14 protein-coding genes and 4 pseudogenes are annotated in these 22,100 nt (G+C 68.8%); 6 read left to right on the top strand and 12 right to left on the bottom strand.

The genetic code is table 11. The annotated features are described in order from the left end of the window. The first annotated feature begins 10 nt into the window (after nt 1–10). The 4 genes from tkt to Rai3103_RS11965 all read left to right on the top strand — a co-directional run bounded on the left by tkt (nt 11) and on the right by Rai3103_RS11965 (nt 6,001). On the top strand, nt 11–2,170 hold the full coding sequence (gene tkt / locus Rai3103_RS11980) for a transketolase (protein ID WP_153572793.1): 2,160 nt from the start codon (nt 11–13) through the stop codon (nt 2,168–2,170). Nucleotides 2,171–2,198: 28 nt separating this feature from the next. Then, nucleotides 2,199–3,302 (top strand): transaldolase, encoded by a 1,104-nt coding sequence (tal, locus tag Rai3103_RS11975; RefSeq protein ID WP_153572792.1) that lies wholly within the window; start codon nt 2,199–2,201, stop codon nt 3,300–3,302. A 167-nt stretch (nt 3,303–3,469) separates the two neighbouring features. Next, nucleotides 3,470–5,035, top strand: a complete 1,566-nt coding sequence (gene zwf, locus Rai3103_RS11970; protein WP_153572791.1) for a glucose-6-phosphate dehydrogenase — start codon at nt 3,470–3,472, stop codon at nt 5,033–5,035. 27 nt (nt 5,036–5,062) lie between these two features. After that, nucleotides 5,063–6,001, top strand: a complete 939-nt coding sequence (locus Rai3103_RS11965) for a glucose-6-phosphate dehydrogenase assembly protein OpcA (protein ID WP_153572790.1) — start codon at nt 5,063–5,065, stop codon at nt 5,999–6,001. A 182-nt stretch (nt 6,002–6,183) separates the two neighbouring features. On the opposite strand, the gene Rai3103_RS11960 is transcribed toward Rai3103_RS11965, so the two are convergent. The 6 genes and pseudogenes from Rai3103_RS11960 to gap all read right to left on the bottom strand — a co-directional run bounded on the left by Rai3103_RS11960 (nt 6,184) and on the right by gap (nt 11,515). Further along, nucleotides 6,184–6,540, bottom strand: coding sequence for an RNA polymerase-binding protein RbpA (locus Rai3103_RS11960; RefSeq protein WP_153572789.1), 357 nt, complete (start codon nt 6,538–6,540; stop codon nt 6,184–6,186). A gap of 40 nt (nt 6,541–6,580) precedes the next feature. Beyond that, nucleotides 6,581–6,832, bottom strand: a complete 252-nt coding sequence (gene secG / locus Rai3103_RS11955) for a preprotein translocase subunit SecG (RefSeq protein ID WP_153572788.1) — start codon at nt 6,830–6,832, stop codon at nt 6,581–6,583. A 234-nt stretch (nt 6,833–7,066) separates the two neighbouring features. Continuing rightward, entirely contained in the window at nt 7,067–8,002 is a 936-nt protein-coding gene (locus tag Rai3103_RS11950; RefSeq protein WP_153572787.1) for a type IV toxin-antitoxin system AbiEi family antitoxin domain-containing protein, read from the bottom strand. Nucleotides 8,003–8,371: 369 nt separating this feature from the next. Then, nucleotides 8,372–9,150: pseudogene (gene tpiA, locus Rai3103_RS11945) on the bottom strand (triose-phosphate isomerase). 15 nt (nt 9,151–9,165) lie between these two features. Beyond that, nucleotides 9,166–10,362: a phosphoglycerate kinase gene (locus Rai3103_RS11940; protein ID WP_153572786.1), complete on the bottom strand. Its 1,197-nt coding sequence runs from the start codon at nt 10,360–10,362 to the stop codon at nt 9,166–9,168. Nucleotides 10,363–10,513: 151 nt separating this feature from the next. Continuing rightward, entirely contained in the window at nt 10,514–11,515 is a 1,002-nt protein-coding gene (gap, locus tag Rai3103_RS11935) for a type I glyceraldehyde-3-phosphate dehydrogenase (protein WP_153572785.1), read from the bottom strand. A 210-nt stretch (nt 11,516–11,725) separates the two neighbouring features. Between gap and Rai3103_RS11930 the strand changes: the two genes are divergently transcribed. Beyond that, nucleotides 11,726–12,592 carry an HpcH/HpaI aldolase family protein gene (locus Rai3103_RS11930; RefSeq protein ID WP_153572784.1) on the top strand — a complete coding sequence of 289 codons (867 nt, stop codon included), beginning with the start codon at nt 11,726–11,728 and terminating at the stop codon, nt 12,590–12,592. 3 nt (nt 12,593–12,595) lie between these two features. Here the strand turns inward: Rai3103_RS11930 and whiA are convergent. The 6 genes and pseudogenes from whiA to Rai3103_RS11900 all read right to left on the bottom strand — a co-directional run bounded on the left by whiA (nt 12,596) and on the right by Rai3103_RS11900 (nt 21,434). Beyond that, a pseudogene (gene whiA, locus Rai3103_RS11925) lies at nt 12,596–13,581 on the bottom strand (DNA-binding protein WhiA). Between the two features lie 58 nt (nt 13,582–13,639). Beyond that, nucleotides 13,640–14,602, bottom strand: coding sequence for a gluconeogenesis factor YvcK family protein (locus Rai3103_RS11920; protein ID WP_153572783.1), 963 nt, complete (start codon nt 14,600–14,602; stop codon nt 13,640–13,642). Nucleotide 14,603: 1 nt separating this feature from the next. Beyond that, nucleotides 14,604–15,501 (bottom strand): annotated as a pseudogene (rapZ, locus tag Rai3103_RS11915) (RNase adapter RapZ). Next, nucleotides 15,479–17,506 (bottom strand): annotated as a pseudogene (gene uvrC, locus Rai3103_RS11910) (excinuclease ABC subunit UvrC). Before uvrC ends, rapZ begins: the two co-directional pseudogenes overlap by 23 nt. 143 nt (nt 17,507–17,649) lie before the next feature. Continuing rightward, nucleotides 17,650–18,741 carry a glycosyltransferase family protein gene (locus Rai3103_RS11905; protein ID WP_228488887.1) on the bottom strand — a complete coding sequence of 364 codons (1,092 nt, stop codon included), beginning with the start codon at nt 18,739–18,741 and terminating at the stop codon, nt 17,650–17,652. 5 nt (nt 18,742–18,746) lie between these two features. Next, a complete protein-coding gene (locus Rai3103_RS11900) occupies nt 18,747–21,434 on the bottom strand; it encodes a sodium-translocating pyrophosphatase (protein ID WP_153572782.1) in 2,688 nt (895 codons plus the stop codon). Nucleotides 21,435–21,654: 220 nt separating this feature from the next. Here Rai3103_RS11900 and Rai3103_RS11895 point away from each other — a divergent pair, with 220 nt between their 5' ends. Continuing rightward, the gene (locus Rai3103_RS11895; protein WP_153572781.1) at nt 21,655–22,086 is read left to right on the top strand and encodes a Rieske (2Fe-2S) protein; all 432 of its coding nucleotides are present in this window, start codon (nt 21,655–21,657) and stop codon (nt 22,084–22,086) included. The last annotated feature ends 14 nt before the right edge of the window (nt 22,087–22,100 follow it).

Here is a 22,100-nt window from a genome sequence, read left to right as displayed (position 1 = left end):
GGACGAAGTAATGACCGTTACCTCCACCCCCACTGCTCTCGAATGGAGCGCCCTGGACGACAAGGCGGTAGACACTGCCCGCCTGCTCGCCGCCGACGCCGTGCAGAAGGTGGGTAACGGCCACCCCGGCACCGCGATGAGCCTCGCCCCGGTCGCGTACACCCTCTACCAGAAGGTGATGACGCACGACCCGGCCGACACCGACTGGGCCGGTCGTGACCGCTTCGTCCTGAGCGCCGGACACAGTTCCCTCACCCAGTACATCCAGCTCTACCTCGGTGGCTTCGGCCTCGAGCTGTCCGACCTGGAGGCATTGCGCACCTGGGGCTCCCGGACCCCGGGTCACCCCGAGTACGGGCACACGTCCGGCATCGAGACCACCACCGGCCCGCTCGGGCAGGGCATCAGCAACGCCGTCGGCATGGCGATGGCCACGCGTCGCGAGCGCGGCCTGTTCGATCCCGAGGCGGCGCCGGGTGAATCGCCCTTCGACCACCACGTGTACGTGATCTGCTCCGAGGGCGACCTGGAGGAGGGCGTGTCCGGCGAGGCCTCCTCCATCGCCGGCACCCAGCAGTTGGGCAACCTCGTCGTCATCTACGACGAGAACCAGATCTCCATCGAGGACGACACCGTCATCGCCTTCAACGAAGACGTCGCCCTGCGCTACGAGGCGTACGGCTGGCATGTCCAGACCCTCGACTGGCGCAAGCCCGGCGAGGACTACGTCGAGGACGTGCAGGGCCTGTACGAAGCCATCAATGCCGCCAAGGCCGTGACCGACAAGCCGTCCTTCATCCGCCTGCGCACCATCATCGGCTGGCCGGCCCCGAACAAGCAGGGCACCGGCGGCTCGCACGGCTCCGCCCTCGGCGAGGACGAGGTCCGCGCCACCAAGGAGCTGATGGGCTTCGACCCCGACCAGCACTTCGCCGTCGACGACGACGTCATCCGCCACACCCGTGACCTGGTCGCCCGCGGGCAGGCCGCCCGCGCCGCCTGGCAGGAGAAGTTCGACGCCTGGGCCGAGGCGAACCCCGAGAACAAGGCCCTCTACGACCGCATGCAGGAGCGCGAGCTGCCGGCCGGCTGGGAGGACGTCCTGCCGACCTTCCCGGCCGACGCCAAGGGTGTCGCGACCCGCGCCGCCTCCGGCAAGGTGCTCTCCGCCCTCGCCCCGGTGATGCCCGAGCTGTGGGGCGGTTCGGCCGACCTCGCCGGCTCCAACAACACCACCCCCGACGGCCAGCCGAGCTTCCTGCCGGAGAACCGCCAGTCGAAGAAGTTCAGCGGCGGCCCGTACGGACGCGTGCTGCACTTCGGCATCCGCGAGCACGCCATGGGCGCCATCATGAACGGCATCGCCAGCCACGGCGGGACCCGCGTCTACGGCGGCACCTTCTTCGTGTTCTCCGACTACATGCGCCCCGCCGTCCGGCTGGCCGCGCTGATGAAGCTGCCGGTCACCTACGTGTGGACGCACGACTCCGTCGGCGTCGGCGAGGACGGCCCGACGCACCAGCCGATCGAGACGCTGGCCGCCGTCCGGGCCATCATCGGTCTCGACGTCGTCCGCCCCGCGGACGCCAACGAGACGGCCCAGGCGTGGGCCCAGATACTGCGCAACAACGATCGGCCGGCCGCCCTGGTGCTCTCGCGCCAGAACCTGCCGACCGTCCCCCGCGGCACCGACGGCTTCGCCGACGCCTCCATGGTCGCCAAGGGCGGCTACGTGCTGAAGGACTGCGAGGGTGTGCCCCAGGTGATCCTGATCGGCACCGGCTCCGAGGTGCAGTACTGCGTCGCAGCACAGGAGAAGCTCGCCGCCGAGGGCATCCGCGCCCGGGTCGTCTCGATGCCCTGCCGCGAATGGTTCGACGAGCAGACCGACGCCTACCGCGACTCCGTGCTGCCGACCGAGGTACACGCCCGCGTGGTCGTCGAAGCCGGCATCGCCCAGGGTTGGCACAGCCTGATCGGCAATGCCGGTCGCACCGTCTCGCTCGACCACTACGGCGCCTCCGCCGACGGGAAGCTGCTGTTCGAGAAGTTCGGCTTCACCCCCGAGGCGGTCGTCGGCGCGGCGAAGGATTCCCTCGAGGCAGCGGCCGCCGGGAACGTCCTGCGCAACCTGCGCGCCCCCTCGGGCCGCGCTCACCTCGGCGCCTGAGCCCACGACTCCATCACGAAGGAAGACCATGAACGAACGACTGAAGTCCCTGGCTGACGCCGGGGTGTCCATCTGGCTCGACGACCTGTCCCGCGCCCGGCTGACGTCGGGCAACCTCAAGGACCTGATCGACAACTACTCTGTGCGCGGGGTGACCAGCAACCCGACGATCTTCGCCGCCGCGATGTCCAAGGGCGACGACTACGCCGACCAGGTCTCCGCGCTGAAGACCGCGGGCCACGACGTCGAGGGCGTCATCCGCGTCGCCACGACCGACGACGTCCGTAACGCCTGCGACCTGTTCACCGACCTGTACGTCTCCTCGAAGGGCTTCGACGGCCGCGTCTCGATCGAGGTCGACCCGCGCCTGGCGAACGAGACCGACGCGACCATCACCCAGGCCAAGGAGCTCCACGACCTGGTCGACCGGGAGAACGTCCTGATCAAGATCCCGGCCACGCTCGCCGGCCTGCCGGCCATCACGGCCGCCACAGCTGAGGGGATCAGCGTCAATGTGACCCTGATCTTCTCCGTCACCCGCTACGAGCAGGTCATCGACGCGTACCTGACCGGCCTGGAGCAGGCCGCCGCCGCGGGCAAGGACCTGTCGAAGATCCACTCCGTGGCGTCCTTCTTCGTGTCCCGGGTGGACAGCGAGATCGACAAGCGCCTCGACGCCATCGGCACCGACGCCGCCGCCGCGCTCAAGGGCAAGGCCGGCCTGGCCAACGCCCGGCTGGCGTACCAGCTGTTCGAGCAGACCATCGCCTCGGACCGCTGGCAGGCCCTGGCCGCGCAGGGAGCCAACCCGCAGCGGCCGCTGTGGGCCTCGACCGGGGTGAAGAACCCGGCCTACCCCGACACGATGTACGTCGCCGAGCTGATCGTCGACGGCGTGGTGAACACGATGCCGGAGAAGACCATGATGGCGTTCGGCGACCACGGGGAGACCCAGCCCGACACCATCACCGGTCACTACGCGGAGTCCCAGCAGGTCTTCGACGACCTGACCGCCGCCGGCGTGGACATGGACGACGTCTACCGCGTCCTCGAGACGGAGGGCGTGGACAAGTTCATCGCCTCCTGGAAGGAGTTGCTCGAGACCGTGGAGAACGCTCTCGTCAACGCCTGACCCTCGCCCGACACCACAGGGGCTGGCACGATGGTGCCAGCCCCTGTGGCGTACCCGGCGGTAGACCGACCCGGCGCTCCGCCCGAGAGCAGATCCAGCGGAACCGAACGTTGTTGAATACTGAATCACCTGTACGGTGGGAGCGACCCTCCGACGTAAGGAGCAGAATGACCCAGGACAGCGCAGCGGTGATCACGCCGCAGGAGGCCCCGTACACGAACCCGTTGCGTGACCCGCGCGACCGGCGCCTCCCCCGCATCGCCGGACCCTCGGTCCTCGTGATGTTCGGTGTCACCGGCGATCTGGCCCGCAAGAAGCTGATGCCCGCCGTCTACGACCTGGCCAACCGCGGCCTGCTACCGCCGGGGTTCGCATTCGTCGGCTTCGCCCGGCGCGACTGGGAGGACCAGGACTTCGCCCAGGTGGTCGGGGAGGCGGTACGCGAGCACGCCCGCACGCCGTACCGGGAAGAGGTCTGGCAGCAGCTGCTCGCCGGTATCCGCTTCGTCCAGGGGGAGTTCACCGACGACCAGGCCTTCGACCGCCTCAAGGCGACGCTCGACGACCTCGATCGCACCCAGGGCACCGGTGGTAACCACGCGTTCTACCTCTCGGTGCCGCCCAAGTTCTTCGACGTGGTGATCAACAAGCTCAAGGAGCACGGCCTGGCCGAGGAGTCGAACGGCTCCTGGAAGCGGGTGGTGATCGAGAAGCCGTTCGGCCACGACCTGGCCAGCGCCAAGCAGCTCGAGCGTGTGGTGGCGTCGGGCTTCACCGAGGAGCAGGTCTTCCGGATCGACCACTATCTCGGCAAGGAGACCGTGCAGAACCTGCTGGCCCTCCGCTTCGCCAACACCATGTTCGAGCCGCTGTGGAACAACAACTACGTCTCCCACGTGCAGATCACCATGGCCGAGGACATCGGCATCGGTGGCCGGGCCGGCTACTACGACGGTGTCGGGGCAGCCCGCGACGTCATCCAGAACCACCTGCTCCAGCTCTTCGCGCTCACCGCGATGGAGGAGCCGACCGGCATGGGCGCCGATGCGCTGCGCGTCGAGAAGGAGAAGGTGCTCGAGGCGACCAGCGCCACCCGCCGCTTCGACCAACACACCGCGCGCGGCATCTACGAGGGTGGCTGGTCCGGCGGCGAACTCGTCAAGGGCTACCTCGAGGAGGACGGCATCCCCGCGGGTTCCACGACCGAGACGTACGCCGCCATCCGCGTCGACGTGCACAACCGACGCTGGGCGGGCGTGCCGTTCTACCTGCGCACCGGCAAGCGGATGCCGACCCGGGTGACCGAGATCGCGCTGCAGTTCAAGCCGCTGCCCTACGTCCCGTTCAACGCGCACGACACCGCCACCCTGGGCGCGAACGCCCTGGTGTTGCGGATCCAGCCCGACGAGGGCGTCACCCTGCGGTTCGGCGCGAAGGTGCCGGGCACGCAGATGGAGGTGCGTGACGTCAACATGGACTTCGAGTACGGCTCGTCCTTCACCGAGTCCAGCCCGGAGGCGTACGAACGCCTGATCATCGACGTGCTGCTCGGCGATCCGCCGCTCTTCCCGCGGAACAAGGAGGTCGAGGAGTCCTGGCGCATCCTCGATCCGGTCCTCGACTACTGGGCCGGTCTGAAGACCCAGCCGGAGCCGTACCGTCCCGGCACCTGGGGGCCCAAGTCGGCTATCGACATGCTGGCCCGCGACGGCGTCGCGTGGCGCCGGCCCTGACCACCGCTTGCTGACGAGGAGTCCGTGATGACCATCGAGATGAAGAACACCACCGCCGGCAAGGTGACGCGCGCCCTCCTGGACCACCACCACGAGCTGGGCAACGTGGGCACCGGCATGGTGCACACGTTCATCGTCGCCACCGACCGGGACGACTACCAGGAGGCCTATGGCGCGGCGCTGGCCGCGAACCGTGAGCACCCTTCGCGGATCCTCATCGTGGTCCGCGAGCCGGAGGCGGAGGACGGCCTGGACGCGGAGATCCACACCGAGGCAGAGGCGCGCGGTGACGTCCTGGTGCTGACCATGCGGGGTCGCACCGTGGAGCATCCGGGGTCGGTGCTCCGCCCGCTGCTGGTGCCCGATCTGCCGGTCGTCGTGTGGTGGCCGAACGAGGCCCCCGAGGACCTGCTGACGGACCGGATCGGCAAGTTGGCGAACCGTCGGATCACCGATGCGCTGGGAGCCGAGAATCCCACCCAGGCGATCATCCACCGCGCCTACTACCACTCCGCGGGTGACACCGACCTGGCGTGGACGCGGACCACCACCTGGCGGGCGCTGCTCGCGGCGGGGCTCGACCAGGTGCGCCAGCCGGTGACGGCGGCCACCGTCGAGGCCGCCACCGACAACGCCCCGGCCAGCCTGCTGGCCGCGTGGCTGCGCCTGAGGCTGGGCGTGGACGTGAAGGTGATCCAGACCGAAGGGCCAGGCATCACTGCCGCCCGGCTGGCGACCCCGGCCGGCACGGTCGAGATCGTCCGCACCGCCGTCGAGGAGACCGTCTACCGGATGCCGGGACAGCCCGAGCGGACGGTGGCCCTGCGCCGTCGCGCTGTCGACGAGCTGATCACCGAGGAACTGCGGCGGATGGACGATGACGTCGTCCTGGCCGAAGTGCTGGCGGAAATGGTCCGGCAGGAGGGCCAGTGTGCCCTCGACCTGGGACGGCGGGAGTCCGCCTGACGGGGCAGTCCGCCTGACGGGGCCGGGAGGCCGAGACCGGGCTCGGACGTCGAACCGTCAGGCCGTCGAGAGCCAGGCGACGCGAATCACCCCGAGGGTGACAACACCCTCGGGGTGATTCGAACAGTCGATCAGTGCGTCCCGGGCGCTACCGTTGCGCTTCGCGAGGGGACTGCTACCTGTCAGTAGATGACCTCGCCGGCGGCCCGTCGGGCGCGGAGCGACTGCAGCGCCTCGGCGAGGATCTCCTTGGCCTCGTCGTCGGAGCGGCGCTCCTTGACGTACGCCAGGTGGGTCTTGTAGACGGCCGTCCGGGGCGGCGGCGGCGGGTTCAGCTCATCGGTGTTGGACGGCAGGCCGCACCGGGGACAGTCCCACTCCGCCGGGATCTCGGCCTCCGCGGCGAACGCCGGGCGGGTCTCGTGCCCGTTCGCGCAGAAGTAGGAGACGTACCGCCGCGGTGCGGTGTCCCCTCGATCGGCCTCCCCCATGGGTCCGGCCCCGACACGGCTGCCGCGGATCGCGCTACCACCGATCACTTGATGTACTCCCCTGTCCCATGGTGTTTCGTGCGCCCCGTCACGCGCCCGGGTGGGTGCGGTAGAGCACCAGCAGACCGACGATGCACGCCAGCCAGATGATGCCGATGACGAGGGTCAATCGGTCGAGATTGCGTTCGGCCATCGACGAACCACCCATCGACGAGGACATACCTCCGCCGAAGAGGTCCGACAATCCGCCACCGCGGTTCTTGTGAAGGAGAATGAACCCGGTGAGGATCACGCTCAGGATCACGAGCACGATGGAGAGCGTCAGGATGGGCCACCACATAGCGAATACCCTAACCCAGCCGGTGGTCCGGCCAGAAAACGGCGGTCCCGACGGACGATGACATTCGTCGGGGTCGGCGGGTGTTCCCGACTCCCGCCCGGCACCCGGCCGACTCCCGTTGGGTGGTTGGCCGACCCCCCATGGGTGGTTGGCCGTGCAAAACTGCTTAATGACGCGCACCTTTGCACGGGCGAAACGTAGAGCAGTCCAATTGTGTCCGAGTGCACCTGGAACTTATCGGCAGCGGGGACAGCATCCTCGACGGCCCTCCCAGCCCTGGCGTCGGAGCACGGTGGCGAGTTCGCCAGCCACAGCGCATGGCCGCGACATGACGTCGTCCCATCCGTACCGCAAGGTCACCCAGCCGTTCACCGCACCGACATTGTCACGGCGGAAGTCGCGGAACTTCCCTGCCCCGGTGTGCCCCAGCCGCCCGTCGAGCTCGACGATGAGCGCGAATGCCTCGTACAGGAGGTCGTGGAAGAAGCCGGAACGGGCCGCCTGCCGTACCCCCACGGGCAGATCATGGGGTTTGAGCACCCGGTCATCGAACCGGTACTCGAGGACGCTGTCGAGCCCCCCACTCTCGCGGAGAAGGTCGAGGAGGAACCTCCGCCCGGCCAACCGCGGCCGGCGTTCCACCACCGCGAGAAGCGTACGTTCGTCCGTCAGGCGCTGACTCAGGCAGCTGGTCACGAGGGCGACGATCTCTGTTTCGCTGAGATCCACGGTCAGGTCACAGACCAGGTGTTCAACGGGAACGACGGGTGGCCGTCCGGAGACGCCGGCGAGCCTCCCTTGGCCGTCCTCATGGAACCGCCATCTACCCGTCGGGCGTCGGTTGCACCCTTCGGGTACCCAGACGTCGATCGTTGTCGGCAATTCGCCCGTCGGCCTGAGGCCGCAGAGTTTCGCGCCGGCAGGGCCACCGATGGCGGCGCCCGGGCCACCTCGGATCACGCCGACGGTGCAGAGCTGCTCCAGGGTGGGTTCGCCCTGGCCCGTCAGCAGGATCCCCGGTGCCATGCGCTGCCAGGTGCCGGACCGGACGTGACGACGGATGGAGGCGTACGGGAATCCCTCGTCGAGGGCTTGCCGGACAGTGATGACGCCGTTCTGGCTGCGGATGATGTCGGTGAGCGCCGATGAGGGTTGAGCCGGTCGTTTCATGCGATGAGCGTGAGACGCGGCGGTACGGGGTGGGCCGCTGTGGCGCCAGTGTGTGGAGCCGGGCCCTCCCGCGTCAGACGGGTGTGGACACTGAGCGCCCCTGCCCGTGCAAAGTTGCTGAATGACCCGCACTTTTGCACGGGCGAAATGCAGAGCTGAGCAAATGTGTCTGTCCACTCCCGCCGATACGACGAAGGCGGGCACCCGGAGAACCGGGCACCCGCCTCGGACCCGACAGGCCGATGGGCCGACAGGCCGACAGGCCGACGAGCCGATGGGCCGACGAGCCGACGAGCCGACGAGCCGAAAGACCTGACGCGCCCGAGGGCCAGTCACGGCCCCGGGCCTACGTCGGATCAGGCCGATTGCTCAGGCGTAGAAGGTGACGATCGGCACGAAGTCGTCGACCTTGAGGCTGGCGCCGCCTACGAGAGCCCCGTCGACGTCGGCCTGGGCCATGATCTCCTTGACGTTGCCTGCCTTCACCGAGCCGCCGTAGAGCACGCGGACGGCGTCGGCGACATCGGCCCCGAAGGACGAAGCCAGGCTGGCGCGGATGGCCGCACACACCTCCTGTGCGTCCTCGGGGTGGCGACCTCACCGGTGCCGATGGCCCAGACGGGCTCGTACGCGATGACGACCTTGGCGACCTCGTCGGCGGTCCAGCCGGCGAAGGCACCCTCGACCTGGGCAACCGTGTAGGGGACGTGGCGCCCCTCCTTGCGGATGTCCAGACCCTCACCCACGCAGACGATCGGCGTGATGCCGGCCTCGAGAGCCTTGCGGGACTTGGTGTTGACGATCTCGTCGGTCTCCGCGTGGTACTGACGGCGCTCGGAGTGGCCGACGGCCACGTACGTGCAGTCGAGCTTCTTCAGCATCGTCGCGGACACCTCACCGGTGTAGGCGCCCGAGTCGTGCTCGGAGACGTCCTGCGCACCGAAGCCGAGCGGGAGCTTGTCCGACTCGATCAGGGTCTGCACGGAACGGATGTCGGTGAAGGGCGTCAGGACGACGGCCTCCGCCTGCTGGGGGTCGTAGTTCGCGTCGGCGAGGGCCCAGGCGAGCTTCTGGACCAAGGCGGTGGCCTCGAAGTGGTCCAGGTTCATCTTCCAGTTGCCCGCCATCAGGGGCTTGCGTGCTGCCATGGTGTGGTTCCTTTCTCAGCCGAGGACGTCGAGACCCGGCAGGGTCTTGCCCTCGAGGTACTCCAGCGAGGCGCCACCGCCGGTGGAGATGTGGCCGAACTGGTCGTCGCTGAAGCCGAGCTCACGCACGGCGGCCGCGGAGTCGCCGCCACCGACGACGGACAGCCCGTCGACCTCGGTCAGCGCCTGCGCGACGGCCTTGGTGCCCTTGGAGAAGTCGGCGACCTCGAAGACGCCCATCGGGCCGTTCCAGAACACGGTCTTGGCGCCCTTGACGGCCTCGGCGAAGAGCTCCGCCGTCTTCGGGCCGATGTCGAGGCCCATCTGGTCCGCGGGGAGCTTGTCGGAGTCGATCACGGTGGACTCGAACGGTCCCTCACCCGAGGGGAACGCCGGGGAGACGACGGTGTCGACGGGCAGCAGGATCTGCTTGCCCGCGGCGGTGGCCTGCTCCAGGTACTGCTTGCAGACCTCGACCTTCTCCTCGTCGAGGAGGGAGGTGCCGACCTCGTAGCCCTTGGCCTTGAGGAACGTGTAGGCCATGCCGCCGCCGATCACCAGGGTGTCGGCGGTCTTGAGCAGGTTGTCGATCACGGCGAGCTTGTCCGCGACCTTGGCGCCGCCGAGGACGACGACGTACGGACGGGCCGGCTCCTCGGTGAGCTGCTTGAGGACGTCGATCTCAGCCTTGACCAGCTTGCCGGCGGCGTTCGGGAGCTTCTTGGCGAGGTCGTAGACCGAGGCCTGCTTGCGGTGGACGACACCGAAGCCGTCGGACACGAAGACGTCACCGAAAGCGGCGTACTTCTCGGCCAGCGCCTGGCGCTCGGCCTCGTCCTTGGACTCCTCGCCCGGCTCGTAGCGGACGTTCTCCAGCATGACCACGTCACCGGCGGACATGCCGTCGACGAGGGCCTGGGCGGAGGGGCCGACGACGTCCTCGGCCAGCTTCACCTCGACGCCGAGCAGCTCGGCCATCCGCTTGGCGGCGGGAGCGAGGGAGTACTTGGGGTTCACCTGACCCTTGGGGCGGCCGAGGTGAGCCAGCACGACGACCTTGGCGCCGGCCTCGCGCAGCGCGTTGAGGGTGGGCAGGGATGCACGGATGCGGCCGTCATCGGTGATGGTGTCACCGTCCAGGGGCACGTTCAGGTCGCAGCGGATGACGACCCGCTTGCCCTGGAGATCACCCAGATCTTCGATTGACTTCACTTCGAACCTTCCTCAGGAATGTGGGGAGCTGCTGTGGTTCCCGCGCGCGTGACGACGGACGGGCATACGGCCGGGGTGGACGTGCAACAACGGGGTTGGCCGGTGGCCAACCCCGTTGCGGTGTGCACTGTCGGCCGGGGACCGAATCAGATCAGAGCTTCGAACCGACCAGGACGGCCAGGTCGACGAGGCGGTTGGAGTAGCCCCACTCGTTGTCGTACCAGGTGACGATCTTGACCTGGTTGCCGATGACCTTGGTCAGGCCCGAGTCGAAGATGGTCGAGTGCGGGTCGGTCTCGATGTCCTTGGAGACGATCGGGTCCTCGGTGTAGGCGATGACGCCCGGGTTGGCCTCGGCGGCCTTCTTCACCGCGGCGTTGACCTCGGCCACGGTGGTCTCACGACCGGCCTCGAAGGTCAGGTCGACGACCGAGCCGGTCGGGGTCGGCACGCGCAGGGCGTAACCGTCGAACTTGCCCTTCAGCTCCGGCAGGACCAGGGCGACGGCCTGGGCGGCACCGGTCTTGGTGGGGACGATGTTCAGGGCGGCGGCGCGCGAGCGACGCAGGTCGGAGTGCGGGCCGTCCTGCAGGTTCTGGTCGGCGGTGTAGGCGTGGATGGTGGTCATCAGGCCCTTGACGATGCCGAACTCGTCGTTCAGCACCTTGGCGATCGGCGCCAGGCAGTTGGTGGTGCAGGACGCGTTGGAGATGATGTTGTGCTGCTCCGCGTCGTACTCGCCGTCGTTCACGCCGATGACGATGGTCTTGTCCTCGTTCTTCGCCGGGGCGGAGATGATGACCTTCTTGGCGCCGGCCTGGATGTGGGCCTGGGCCTTGGTGGCGTCGGTGAAGCGACCGGTCGACTCGATGACGATGTCGGCACCGATCTGGCCCCACGGGAGCTGGGTCGGGTCCTTCTCGGCGTACGCCATGATCTTCTTGCCGTCGACCGTGAGGGACTCGTCGTCGTACGTGATCTCGCCGTCGAAGCGACCGAGGATCGAGTCGTACTTGAGCAGGTGGGCGAGGGTCTTGTTGTCGGTCAGGTCGTTGACGCCGACGACCTCGACATCAGCGCCGGAGGCGACCAGGGCTCGGTAGAAGTTACGGCCGATGCGGCCGAAACCGTTGATGCCAACCTTGACGGTCATGTGTGTGTCTCCTAGAAAAGACTACTGGTGGATGAGGGGTGAGCCCGTCCACCCTGACGGACATGACTAAGCCTAATAAGGCCTCCCACCGGACTCGCAGGCGGGGTACCCCACTCCGACAAGCGGTAAGATATCGCGGGGCCGCTCAGCCGCCGGTCCTGGGAGGGGCTCGCGAAGGCCGCGGTTCCCCGCGGATCGAGAGGACCACCGATGCTCCGTACGAACCGGGTCGACGACGCCATCACGTCAGGACGTACGGCGGTGAACGCCTGGGTGACGATGGAGTCGACGTACGTCGCGGAGATCCTCTCGTACGCCGGTTTCGACTCGGTGACGATCGATGCCCAGCACGGCATGTTCGGCCGGGACGCCATCATGCCGATGCTCCAGGCCGTCTGCGCCGGACACGCCAGTCCGTTCGTCCGCTCCCCCAGCCAGGACCCCCGCGAGATCGGGTGGCTGCTCGACGCCGGAGCGTACGGCGTCATCGTCCCGGACGTCTCCACCGCTGAGCAGGCCGAGACAGTGGCCCGGGCCTGTTACTACCCGCCGCTGGGGACCCGTTCCCTCGGCCCGACCCGCGGCACCCTTTACGCCGGGCCGAGCTACTTCCAGGAAGCGGACCAGGTGATCCAGGTCTGGCCGCAGATCGAGTCCGCGCAGGGCTTCGAGAACATGGACGCCATCATGGACACCCCCGGCCTCTACGGTGTCTTCGTCGGACCCAACGACCTGGCCCTCAGCGTCGGCCTCAAGGCCGGCGGCACGATGCCCCAGCAGATCGTCGACATGGTCCACACCATCCTCGACCGCAGCCACGAGCACGGCCTGAAGATGGCGATCTACTGCGCCGACGAGGACGAGGCGAAGTACTGGGCTGACGAGGGCGCCGACATGGTCAACCCCAGCAGCGACTCCGGCCTGCTGCTGACCGGGGCCGGGCCCAGGTCAGCCACATCCTCGGTGACAAGGCGCCCGACACCTCCGACCAGCCGAAGGCCTACTGACCGCACGGGTGCGGCTGAGCGTACGCCTCCGGCCCGAACGTACGCTCGCGCCCCGACGGCGTGTGGGTAGGGCTCAGTCCTCGTCGGCCAGCATGTCGGGCGTGATGCTGGCCTCGGTGTCCGGAATGCCGAGTTCGGCGGCCCGACGATCGGCCATCCCGAGCAGCCGGCGGATCCGGCCGGCGATGGCGTCCTTGGTGAGCGGCGGCTCGTGCAGGTGCCCCAGTTCCTCGAGGCTGGCCTGCTTGTTCTCCATCCGCAACTCCCCGGCGCGCCGCAGGTGTTCGGGGACGTCCCCGCCGAGGATCTCCAGGGCCCTGCCGACCCGCGCGCTGGCGGCCACCGCGGCCTGGGCGGAGCGCCGGAGGTTGGCGTCGTCGAAGTTCGCGAGTCGGTTGGCCGAGGCCCGCACCTCGCGGCGCATCCGCCGCTCCTCCCAGGCGAGCACGGAATCGTGGGCGCCGAGCCGGGTGAGCATGGCGGCGATGGCGTCGCCGTCCCGGATCGCCACCCGGTCGATCTCGCGCACGACCCGGGCCTTGGCGCCGATACCGACGCGCCGGGCGGCCCCGACCAGGGCGAGTGCGGACTCGGGGCCGGGGCAGGTGATCTCCAGGGCCATCGACCGTCCCGGCTCGGTGAGCGAGCCGTGGGCCAGGAACGCTCCGCGCCAGGCGGCCACGGCGGCATCCGGATCGCCACCGACGATCTGCGGCGGGAGTCCGCGGACGGGGCGGCCGTGGTGGTCGATCAGGCCGGTCCGCCGGGCGAGGTCGTCGCCGTGGGTGGTCATCCGGACGATGTAGCGGGTCGCCTTGCGGAGGCCGGATCCGTTGACGACGACGAGCTCCGAGGGATACCCGTAGACCTCCTGGATGGCCGTGCGGAGCCGCCGGGCAGCGGCACCGGTGTCCAGTTCAGCCTCGATGACGATCCGCCCCCGGCGAGGTGCAGGCCGCCGGCGAACCGCAGGACCGCAGCCATCTCCGCGACGCGGGACGGGGTCCTCGAGACCGGAACCGTGGACAGCTCCGCCTTCACCTGTTGGGTCATCGCCATTGCCCCATGCTCCCACACCGATCCCGCCGGTCCGCAGCACCGGACCGGGGCACGGGACTCACAGCCCCATGATCTCCGCGTACGCGGCGGCGAGGCGCAACGGGTCGTGACGCGGTGTCCCGTCGCGCATGGCCACCTCGGCGACCACCAGTTCGGCACCCAGGGAGTGCGCGTACCCCTCCAGGTGATCGCGATCGTCCGCGACGAACCGGGGATCCGCGAGCACCACGTCGAGACGCAGCAGCGGGGCATGCTCGGCGAGGGCCTCGAGGTGCCGCGACGGGGTGAAGCCCGAGGTCTCTCCGGCGGGCCGGAGGTTCATCGTGAGGATGCGCTTGGCCCGGGTCTGGATCAGGGCGTCGGCCAGTTCGGGGACCAGCAGGTGCGGGATCACCGAGGTGAACCAGGATCCTGGTCCGAGGATCACCCACTCCGCCTCGTGGATCGCCTGGAGGGTCTGGGGCGCGGCCGGCGGGCCCTGCGGGACCAGCCGGATCCGGGTCACCTCCGCCCGGGTGGAGGCGACCCGGGCCTGGCCGCGCAGCACACTGATCTCGTCGGGGTGCAGCGGGTCGTAGCCGATCACGTCGGCCTCGATCTCCAGCGGGACCGCCGACATGGGCAGCACCCGGCCGCGGCTGCCGAGCAGCGACGCGACCATGTCAAGACCGGTGACCGCGTCGACCTTCTGCCACAGGCCCGCGATGAGGAGGTTCCCGATGGCATGGCCGCCCAACGGGCCGTTGCCCGCGAACCGGGACTGGAGGATCTCCGCCCACAGCCGGCCCTGCGAGTCGTCACCGCAGAGCGCCGCCAGCGCCATCCGCAGGTCACCGGGCGGCAGGATGTCGAACTCCTTCCGCAGCCGGCCGGACGACCCCCCGTCGTCCGCAACGGTCACTACGGCGGTCAGCCGGTCGGTGATCCGGCGCAGGGCGGAGAGGTTGGCGTAAAGGCCGTGCCCGCCACCCAGGGCAGCCACGGCGGGTCGTCGATCGAATCCGAGGTCCGCTGCCAGCATCTCAGAGCAGCTCCGCGTCCCGGTGCACGACCGAGGTCGGGATGTCACGCAGGCCCAGCCGGCGACCCAGGTCGATCGCCATCGACGTGGACCGATGGCGCCCCCGGTGCAGCCGATGGCGATGGTCATCAGCCACTTGCCCTCACGGCAGTAGCCGGGGACGATGATGTCGGTCAGCAGCCCCTCGATCCGGTCGAGGTAGTCGACCGCCCCGTCCTGGGCGAGCACGTAGTCGCGGACCGGCGCGTCCATGCCGGTCATCGGTCGCAGCTCCGGGATCCAGTGCGGGTTGGGCAGGAACCGGACATCCAGCACGAGGTCGGCGTCGACCGGGACCCCGTGCTTGAACCCGAACGACACGATGGTCGCCCGGAACTTCCGCTCCGCTCCTCCGTACGCGTGCGAGACGCGGTCACGCAACTGGTGCACGTTGAGGTTCGAGGTGTCGATGACGAGGTCGGCGACCGAGCGCAGGGCACCGAGTTGGGCGCGCTCGACCGTGACGCTGTCGAGCAGACGGCCTGAGCCCTGCAACGGGTGCGGCCGGCGGGCAGACTCCTGGCGGCGGACGATCACCTCGTCGTTCGCCTCCAGGAAGAGGATCTCCGGATCGACGTCGAGCCCCGTCGAGCGCAACTCGGCCAGGGCCGGCATCACGTCGGCGAACAGGGCCCGGCTGCGGACGTCGAGGACCGCGGCGAGGTTGTGGATCCCTGCGGCGCCGAGCATCCGGGTCAGTTCCGGGAGCAGCCTGGGGGAAGGTTGTCGACGACGTACCATCCGGCGTCCTCCAGGGCGTTCGCGGCGGAGGACCGACCCGCGCCGCTCAGACCCGTGACGATCAGTACCCTCTGCTCCTCCGCTGCCACGGCCCCATTATGGCCGACATCGGCGTCCATCCGGCTCATTCCTCCGTCAGCTCGCCCGTGGCGGTGTTCAACACCTCGCGCGCTGGCGCGGCGCCGACGGCCTCGACGACTGCCCGTGCGGTGGCCGGCCCAAAGCCGGGAAGGGCCCTGATCTCGTCCTCCGTGGCGGATTTCAGCCTCTTGACCGAGCCGAACTCCTTCATCAGCGTGGCGCGCCGACCGGGGCCCAGCCCCTGGACGTCGTCGAGCAGGGACTCCAGCATCGAGCGGCTGCGGCGGGTGCGGTGGTGGGTGATCGCGAACCGGTGGGCCTCGTCCCGGACCCGTTGCATGAGATAGAGCCCCTCGGAGGTCCGAGGCAGGATCACCGGATAGTCCTCGTCCGGCACCCACACCTCCTCCAGCCGTTTGGCCAGCCCGCACAGCCCGACGTCGGTGATGCCCAGGTCGTCCAGGGCCTGCTGTGCCGCGGCGACCTGGGGTGGCCCCCCGTCGACGACCACCAGGGCGGGGCGGTAGGCGAACCGGAGCGGCTTGCCCGTCGTCGGATCCACCAGCGAGGGCGCATCGGCCTCACCCTCGTGGGACTCACGGAGGAGTTCCTGCTCGCGCAGCATCCGGCTGAAGCGGCGGGTGATCACCTCGTACATCGAGGCCACGTCGTTCTGGCCCTCCACCCCTTGATGGTGAAGTGGCGGTACTCCGACTTGCGGGCCATCCCGTCCTCGAACACCACCATCGAGGCGACGACGTTCGTCCCCTGCAGGTTGGAGATGTCGTAGCACTCGATCCGCAGCGGGGCGGTCGGCAGCGACAGCGCCTCCTGGATCTCCTCCAGGGCCCGGGTCCGGGCGGTGAGGTCCACCGCGCGTTTCGTACGATGCCGGGCCAGCGCCTCCTCGGCGTTGCGCGTCACCGTGTCCATCAGCGTCCGTTTGTCCCCCCGCTGGGGCACCCGCAGGGACACCCTCGCGCCCCGGCGCTCGGTCAGCCAGGCGGCGTACACCTCGGCGTCCTCGGGCAGCACCGGCACGAGCACCTCCTTGGGGATCGGGCGGGCCTCGCCGTTCACCTCCCCGTCGGTGACCTCGAGCTCACCGGCGGCGCCGTACAGCTGGGTGAGAAAGGTGCCGACGAGCTCCGGCTCGGACTGGTCGGCGGTCCGGTCGGCGACCCAGCCGCGGCGGCCGCGGACGCGGCCGCCGCGGACGTGGAAGACCATCACCGAGACCTCGAGCTCCTCGGCGACCATGGCGATGACGTCCGCGTCGGTCCCGTCGCCGAGCACGATGGCGTTCTTCTCCATCGCCAGCTCCAGCGCAGCGATGTCGTCGCGCAGGACGCCGGCCCGTTCGAACTCCAGATTCGCCGCCGCCTCACCCATCTCGCGTTCCAGTCGCTTGACCAGTCCGGTGGACCGGCCGGCCATGAACTGGCAGAAGTCGTCGGCGATCGCGCGGTGCTCCTCAGCCGTGACCCGATCCACGCACGGCGCGACGCACTTGCCGATGTAGCCGAGCAGGCACGGGCGCCCGGCGGCCCTGGCGTTGCGGAAGGTGCCGGCCGTGCACGAGCGCATCGGGAAGACCCGCAGCAGGGTGTCGACCGTGTCGCGGATGGCCCAGGCGTGCCCGTACGGTCCGAAGTAGCGCCAGCCGCGGCGCTTCTTGCCGCGGCCCACGAAGACGCGCGGGTATTCCTCGGACCAGGTCACGGCCAGCCACGGATAGGACTTGTCGTCGCGGTACATCACGTTGAACCGCGGCGCGAATTCCTTGATCCAGGTGTATTCGAGGCCGAGCGCCTCGACCTCGTTCTGGACGACCGTCCAGTCGACCCGGGCGGCCGTGGTGACCATCGCCTGGGTGCGGGGGTGCAGGTTGGACAGGTCGGCGAAGTACGAATTCAGCCGCTGCCGCAGGGACTTGGCCTTGCCGACATAGATGACCCGGCCGTGGGCGTCGCTGAACCGGTAGACGCCCGGTTCGATCGGGATCGACCCGGGCGCGGGGCGGTAGCTGGACGGATCGGCCATGCCGACCAGCATAGGTGCCGGGTCCGACGCGGGGCGGTGGGCGATCAGCCGTCCGTCCCCGGGACGACGGGAGCGGTGGACGCCCGTCGGGGCCGGTCCCCAGGAGGACCGGCCCCGACGGATGCCCGATCAGCGCGTCCCGGTCAGGCCCCGAACCACTTGGCGGTGTAGCTGGCGATGGCCCGCTCGAAGCTGTCGTCGCTGTGGCGGCTGCGGATCCACGCGTCGAGGTCACCGGCGGCAGCCGCGGTCTCCCGCTTGCAGCCCTCCGGATCGGTCACGGCGTGGAAGAGCATCTCCTCCGCCTGCTGTTCGCTGTCGTAGAGGTACGGGTAGTTCTCCGGCAACAGGGCCCGTGCCCACGGCAGGTTCGGAAAGATGCCGATCGCTCCCGCGGCCAGGCCCTCGAGGTACTGCAGACCGTACGACTCGTCCGCCGAGGTGGCCAAGAAGGCCGTGGTGTGCGCCAGCCGGTCCCAGTAGTCCTCACGGGTCGCCATCGGGCCCACCCAGGTCCACTTCTCCCGCGAGATGCGCATCGCCTTCTCACTGATCAGGTCCTTCTCCTGGAGCCGCATCTCCAGCCTGATCGGGGTCCGGGCGCAGACCGCCGAGACGACCCTCATAAAGAGGTCCGGGCGCTTGCGCGACGCCAGCGTGACGGCCGGATACATCACCAACGGGATCGACGTCGGGCTGTGCGGACGGACTCGCTGGAGGTGGATGCCCAGGTTCGCCCAGCCGACCACTGCGGTATCGGCCAGGGCCGGAACGGCCCACTCGTTGAGCACGCCGCGCACTTCCTGCGCGGTGCGCTCGGAGTTCGCGAACGTCGGGAAGAGTCCGAAGGACAAGCCGAGCGAGGCCTGCCGGACCGTCTCGGTGAACTCCGACACGTTCTGCCAGAGGAAGTTCATCACGTGGGGGCTGCGGGCCCCCTCCTTGAGCACCGTCCACACCACGGGTGAGTCGAGCACGTCCATGTTGATGACGACGGTGTTGTCCCCGTCGATGAACTGGAGCGGCTGCTGGACGAAGCCGCGGCAGCGGCGCTGCTCCGGCCCGATCAGGATCGGGTCCGGGAAGAGTCGCAGCAGTCGGCGGACCAGGGTGGGACCGGCGGCCCGCCCGATGATGTCGCCTTCAGCGTCGACAAGCGGCTCGTGACTGAGTGTTCCGAACTTGACCGCGACCCGCTTGGTGGCGTTGGCGGGTGCCTTGGGAGGCACGGACATGGTGCTCACCCCTCCTGCGCCTGGACGGCGCGCTGATCGGTCGTCACACTGCGCCGCGGAGCGGCAGGGATGCCGGAGGCATCATCGGCGCGGGCACTCACTGCGTCCTCGCCCGGCACGGCGAGCGCGGGGGCGCCGGCGCGCTCGGCGATGGGCTCCTCCTCGTCGCCTTCATCCACGCCGGTGTCCTCCAGCGACGAGGTTATCCGCATGCCGTAGAAGGAGCGGTAGACGAAGAACGCGGAGGCCAGGAAGAACACGACCGCCAGGACGGTGACGAGGGCGCCGAACCCGCGCCCGGTGAGCGCCACGCCGAGTTCCACGGCCAGCAGGCCGAACAGGGTGGTGAACTTGATCACCGGGTTGAGGGCGACGGATGAGGTGTCCTTGTACGGGTCACCGACGGTGTCGCCGACGATCGTGGCGTCGTGCAGGGCCGTGCCCTTGGCGTGCAGGTCCGTCTCGACGATCTTCTTCGCGTTGTCCCAGGCGCCACCGGCGTTGGCCATGAAGATGGCCTGGTAGAGACCGATCACGGCGATGGAGACCAGGTAGCCGATGAAGAAGTAGGGCTCGATGAACGCGAAGGCGAGGGTGGCGAAGAAGATGCCCAGGAAGAGGTTGAGCATCCCCTTCTGCGCGTACTGGGTGCAGATCTCGACGACCTTCTTGGAGTCCGTCTCGCTGGCCCGGGTCACCGTGTCGTCGAGCCGGATGTTGTCCCGGATGTACTCGACCGCCCGGTAGGAGCCGGTGGTGACGGCCTGGATCGTGCCGCCGGTGAACCAGTAGATCATCGCCCCACCGGTGATCAGGCCGAGCAGGAACGGCGGGTGCAGCAGGGAAAGGTTCTGGATGCCCTCGGTCATGCCCTTGGTCAGGCCCATGATGATCGAGAAGATCATCGTCGTGGCGCCCACCACGGCAGTGCCGATGAGCACGGGCTTGGCGGTCGCCTTGAACGTGTTGCCGGCGCCGTCGTTCTCCTCGAGCATCAGCTTCGCGCTCTCCCATTCGGGCCGGAAGCCGAAGTCACGCTCGATCTCGGCGTCGATGTCGTCGATCTCCTCGATGGTCGAGAGCTCGTAGACGGACTGCGCGTTGTCGGTGACCGGGCCGTACGAGTCGACGGCGATCGTCACCGGGCCCATCCCGAGGAAGCCGAAGGCCACCAGACCGAACGAGAACACGGACGGCGCGAGCATCAGCGCGTCCAGGCCGGTGGTGGAGATGCCGTAGGCGACGGCCATCAGGCCGATGATCGCGATCCCGACCCAGTAGCCGGAGAAGTTGCCCGCGACCAGGCCGGACAGGATGTTGAGCGACGGACCGCCCTGGCGCGAGGACTTCACCACCTCCTGGACGTGGCGGCTCTTCGTCGAGGTGAAGACCTTGACCAGCTCGGGGATCAGGGCCCCGGCCAGGGTGCCGCAGGAGATGATCGTGGCGAGCTTCCACCACATCCCGCCGCCGAGGTCCGGGATGACCAGCCAGCTGGTGACGTAGGTGAAGGCGATCGACATCAACGAGGTGAGCCAGACGAGGTTGGACAGGGGTGCCTCGAAGTCCATCCGGGCGGCCTCGGCGTACCGGGCCCTGGTCAGTGCGGCATTGATGAAGTACGACACCGCCGAGGCGATCACGAGCACGGCACGGATGACGAAGATCCAGACGAGCAGGGTGACCTGGGTGGCGACATCGTGGACACCGAGCAGGATGAAGGTCACCAGCGCGACGCCGGTGACGCCGTAGGTCTCGAAACCGTCCGCGGACGGGCCGACGGAGTCGCCGGCGTTGTCACCGGTGCAGTCGGCGATCACACCGGGGTTGCGGGCGTCGTCCTCCTTGATCTTGAAGACGATCTTCATCAGGTCGGAGCCGATGTCGGCGATCTTGGTGAAGATGCCGCCGGCGATGCGCAGCACCGAGGCGCCGAGCGACTCGCCGATGGCGAAGCCGATGAAGCAGGATCCGGCCACCTCACCGGGCAGGAACAACAGGATGAAGAGCATCATGAAGAGCTCGACCGAGATCAGCACCATGCCGACCGACATACCCGAGCGCATCGGGATCGAGTGCACCGGGTAGGGCTTGCCCTTCAGCGACGCGAACGCCGCCCGGGAGTTGGCGAAGGTGTTGACCCGGATGCCGTACCAGGCCACGCCGTACGACCCCGCCATGCCGATCAGGCTGAAGAGCAGGACGATGCTCACGCGCCCCCAGCCGAAGCCGACGAGGAACTTGTAGTAGGCGAAGATGACCGCGCCGATGATCGCCCAGAGGATCAGCAGGAAGCGTCCCTGCGTCTGCAGGTAGGTCTTGCAGGTGGAGTAGATCAATTCGGAGATCTCGTGCATCGAGCGGTGCACCGGCAGCTTGCGCAGCTGGGCGTACGTCACGACGCCGAAGAGGAGTCCGAGCAGGCACACCACCAGGCCGACGGCGAGCAGTGCCTTGCCGTTGATGCCACCCACGAAGTCGACCTGGGACAGGTCCGGAAGGGAGAGGTTCGCCTCGCCGCCGATCGAGTGGCCCGCCGACGAGCTCGCGCCTGCGCCGGCGCTGCAGCCGGCCAGTAACGTGGCCAGCAGGCCGAGGGTGGCGGCGAGGAGCACCCGCGTCCTCCGGCGGGTTTCCGGTGGGGCGGGGAGGGCCGAAACCCTCGTCTGGTATCCGCGATGGTGGTCCGTCATGACGTGATCCTGGCTTCCTTGCGAGAGATTCAGACGGTTGTGCCCCCTCAGTCTATGACGGGGCGTAGTAGCCGATTCGGTGACATTTCTCTCACGTGAGGTTCTTCACAGGAATGCCGAGGCGCGGTCCGCGACCCCCTTCCGGGGCGCCTCCGGGCTAGCATTCTGGGCGATGTCGCCGGGCCCCCGGCGGACGGCGAACCCCACCAGGAGGAACTGGATGCAAGCGCAGCGCCGCACCGTTTTCAAGCTCGCCGGAGCCGGCGTCGCCGCCGCTTCCGCCCCGTTCGGTCTGTCGGCCTGCTCCGCTGACTCCACCGGCGGCAATGCCCGGATGCGCACCAAGAACAACCGTCAATTGCGGGTCAAGAAGGCCGACGTTCCGGTCGGTTCGGGCGTGATCTACCCCGACGAGGGCTACGTCGTGACGCAGCCCACCGCCGGACAGTTCGAGGCGTTCTCGGACGTCTGCCCGCACCAGGGCTGCCCGGTCCGCCAGATCACCGCCGACCAGCGGATTCATTGCCTGTGCCACAACTCGTACTTCGCCATCGCCGACGGGAAGGTCCTCGACGGGCCGGCGCCGACCGGCCTGACCCGTGCGCAGTTCAGCGAGTCCGGCGACGAGATCATCGTCACCGGCGTGCAGTGACCGCTCGCCGCCCC

It is taken from the genome of Raineyella fluvialis (assembly GCF_009646095.1).
GTDB classification, from domain to species: Bacteria; Actinomycetota; Actinomycetes; order Propionibacteriales; family Propionibacteriaceae; genus Raineyella; species Raineyella fluvialis.
This window is presented reverse-complemented; position numbering and strand designations above follow the sequence as displayed.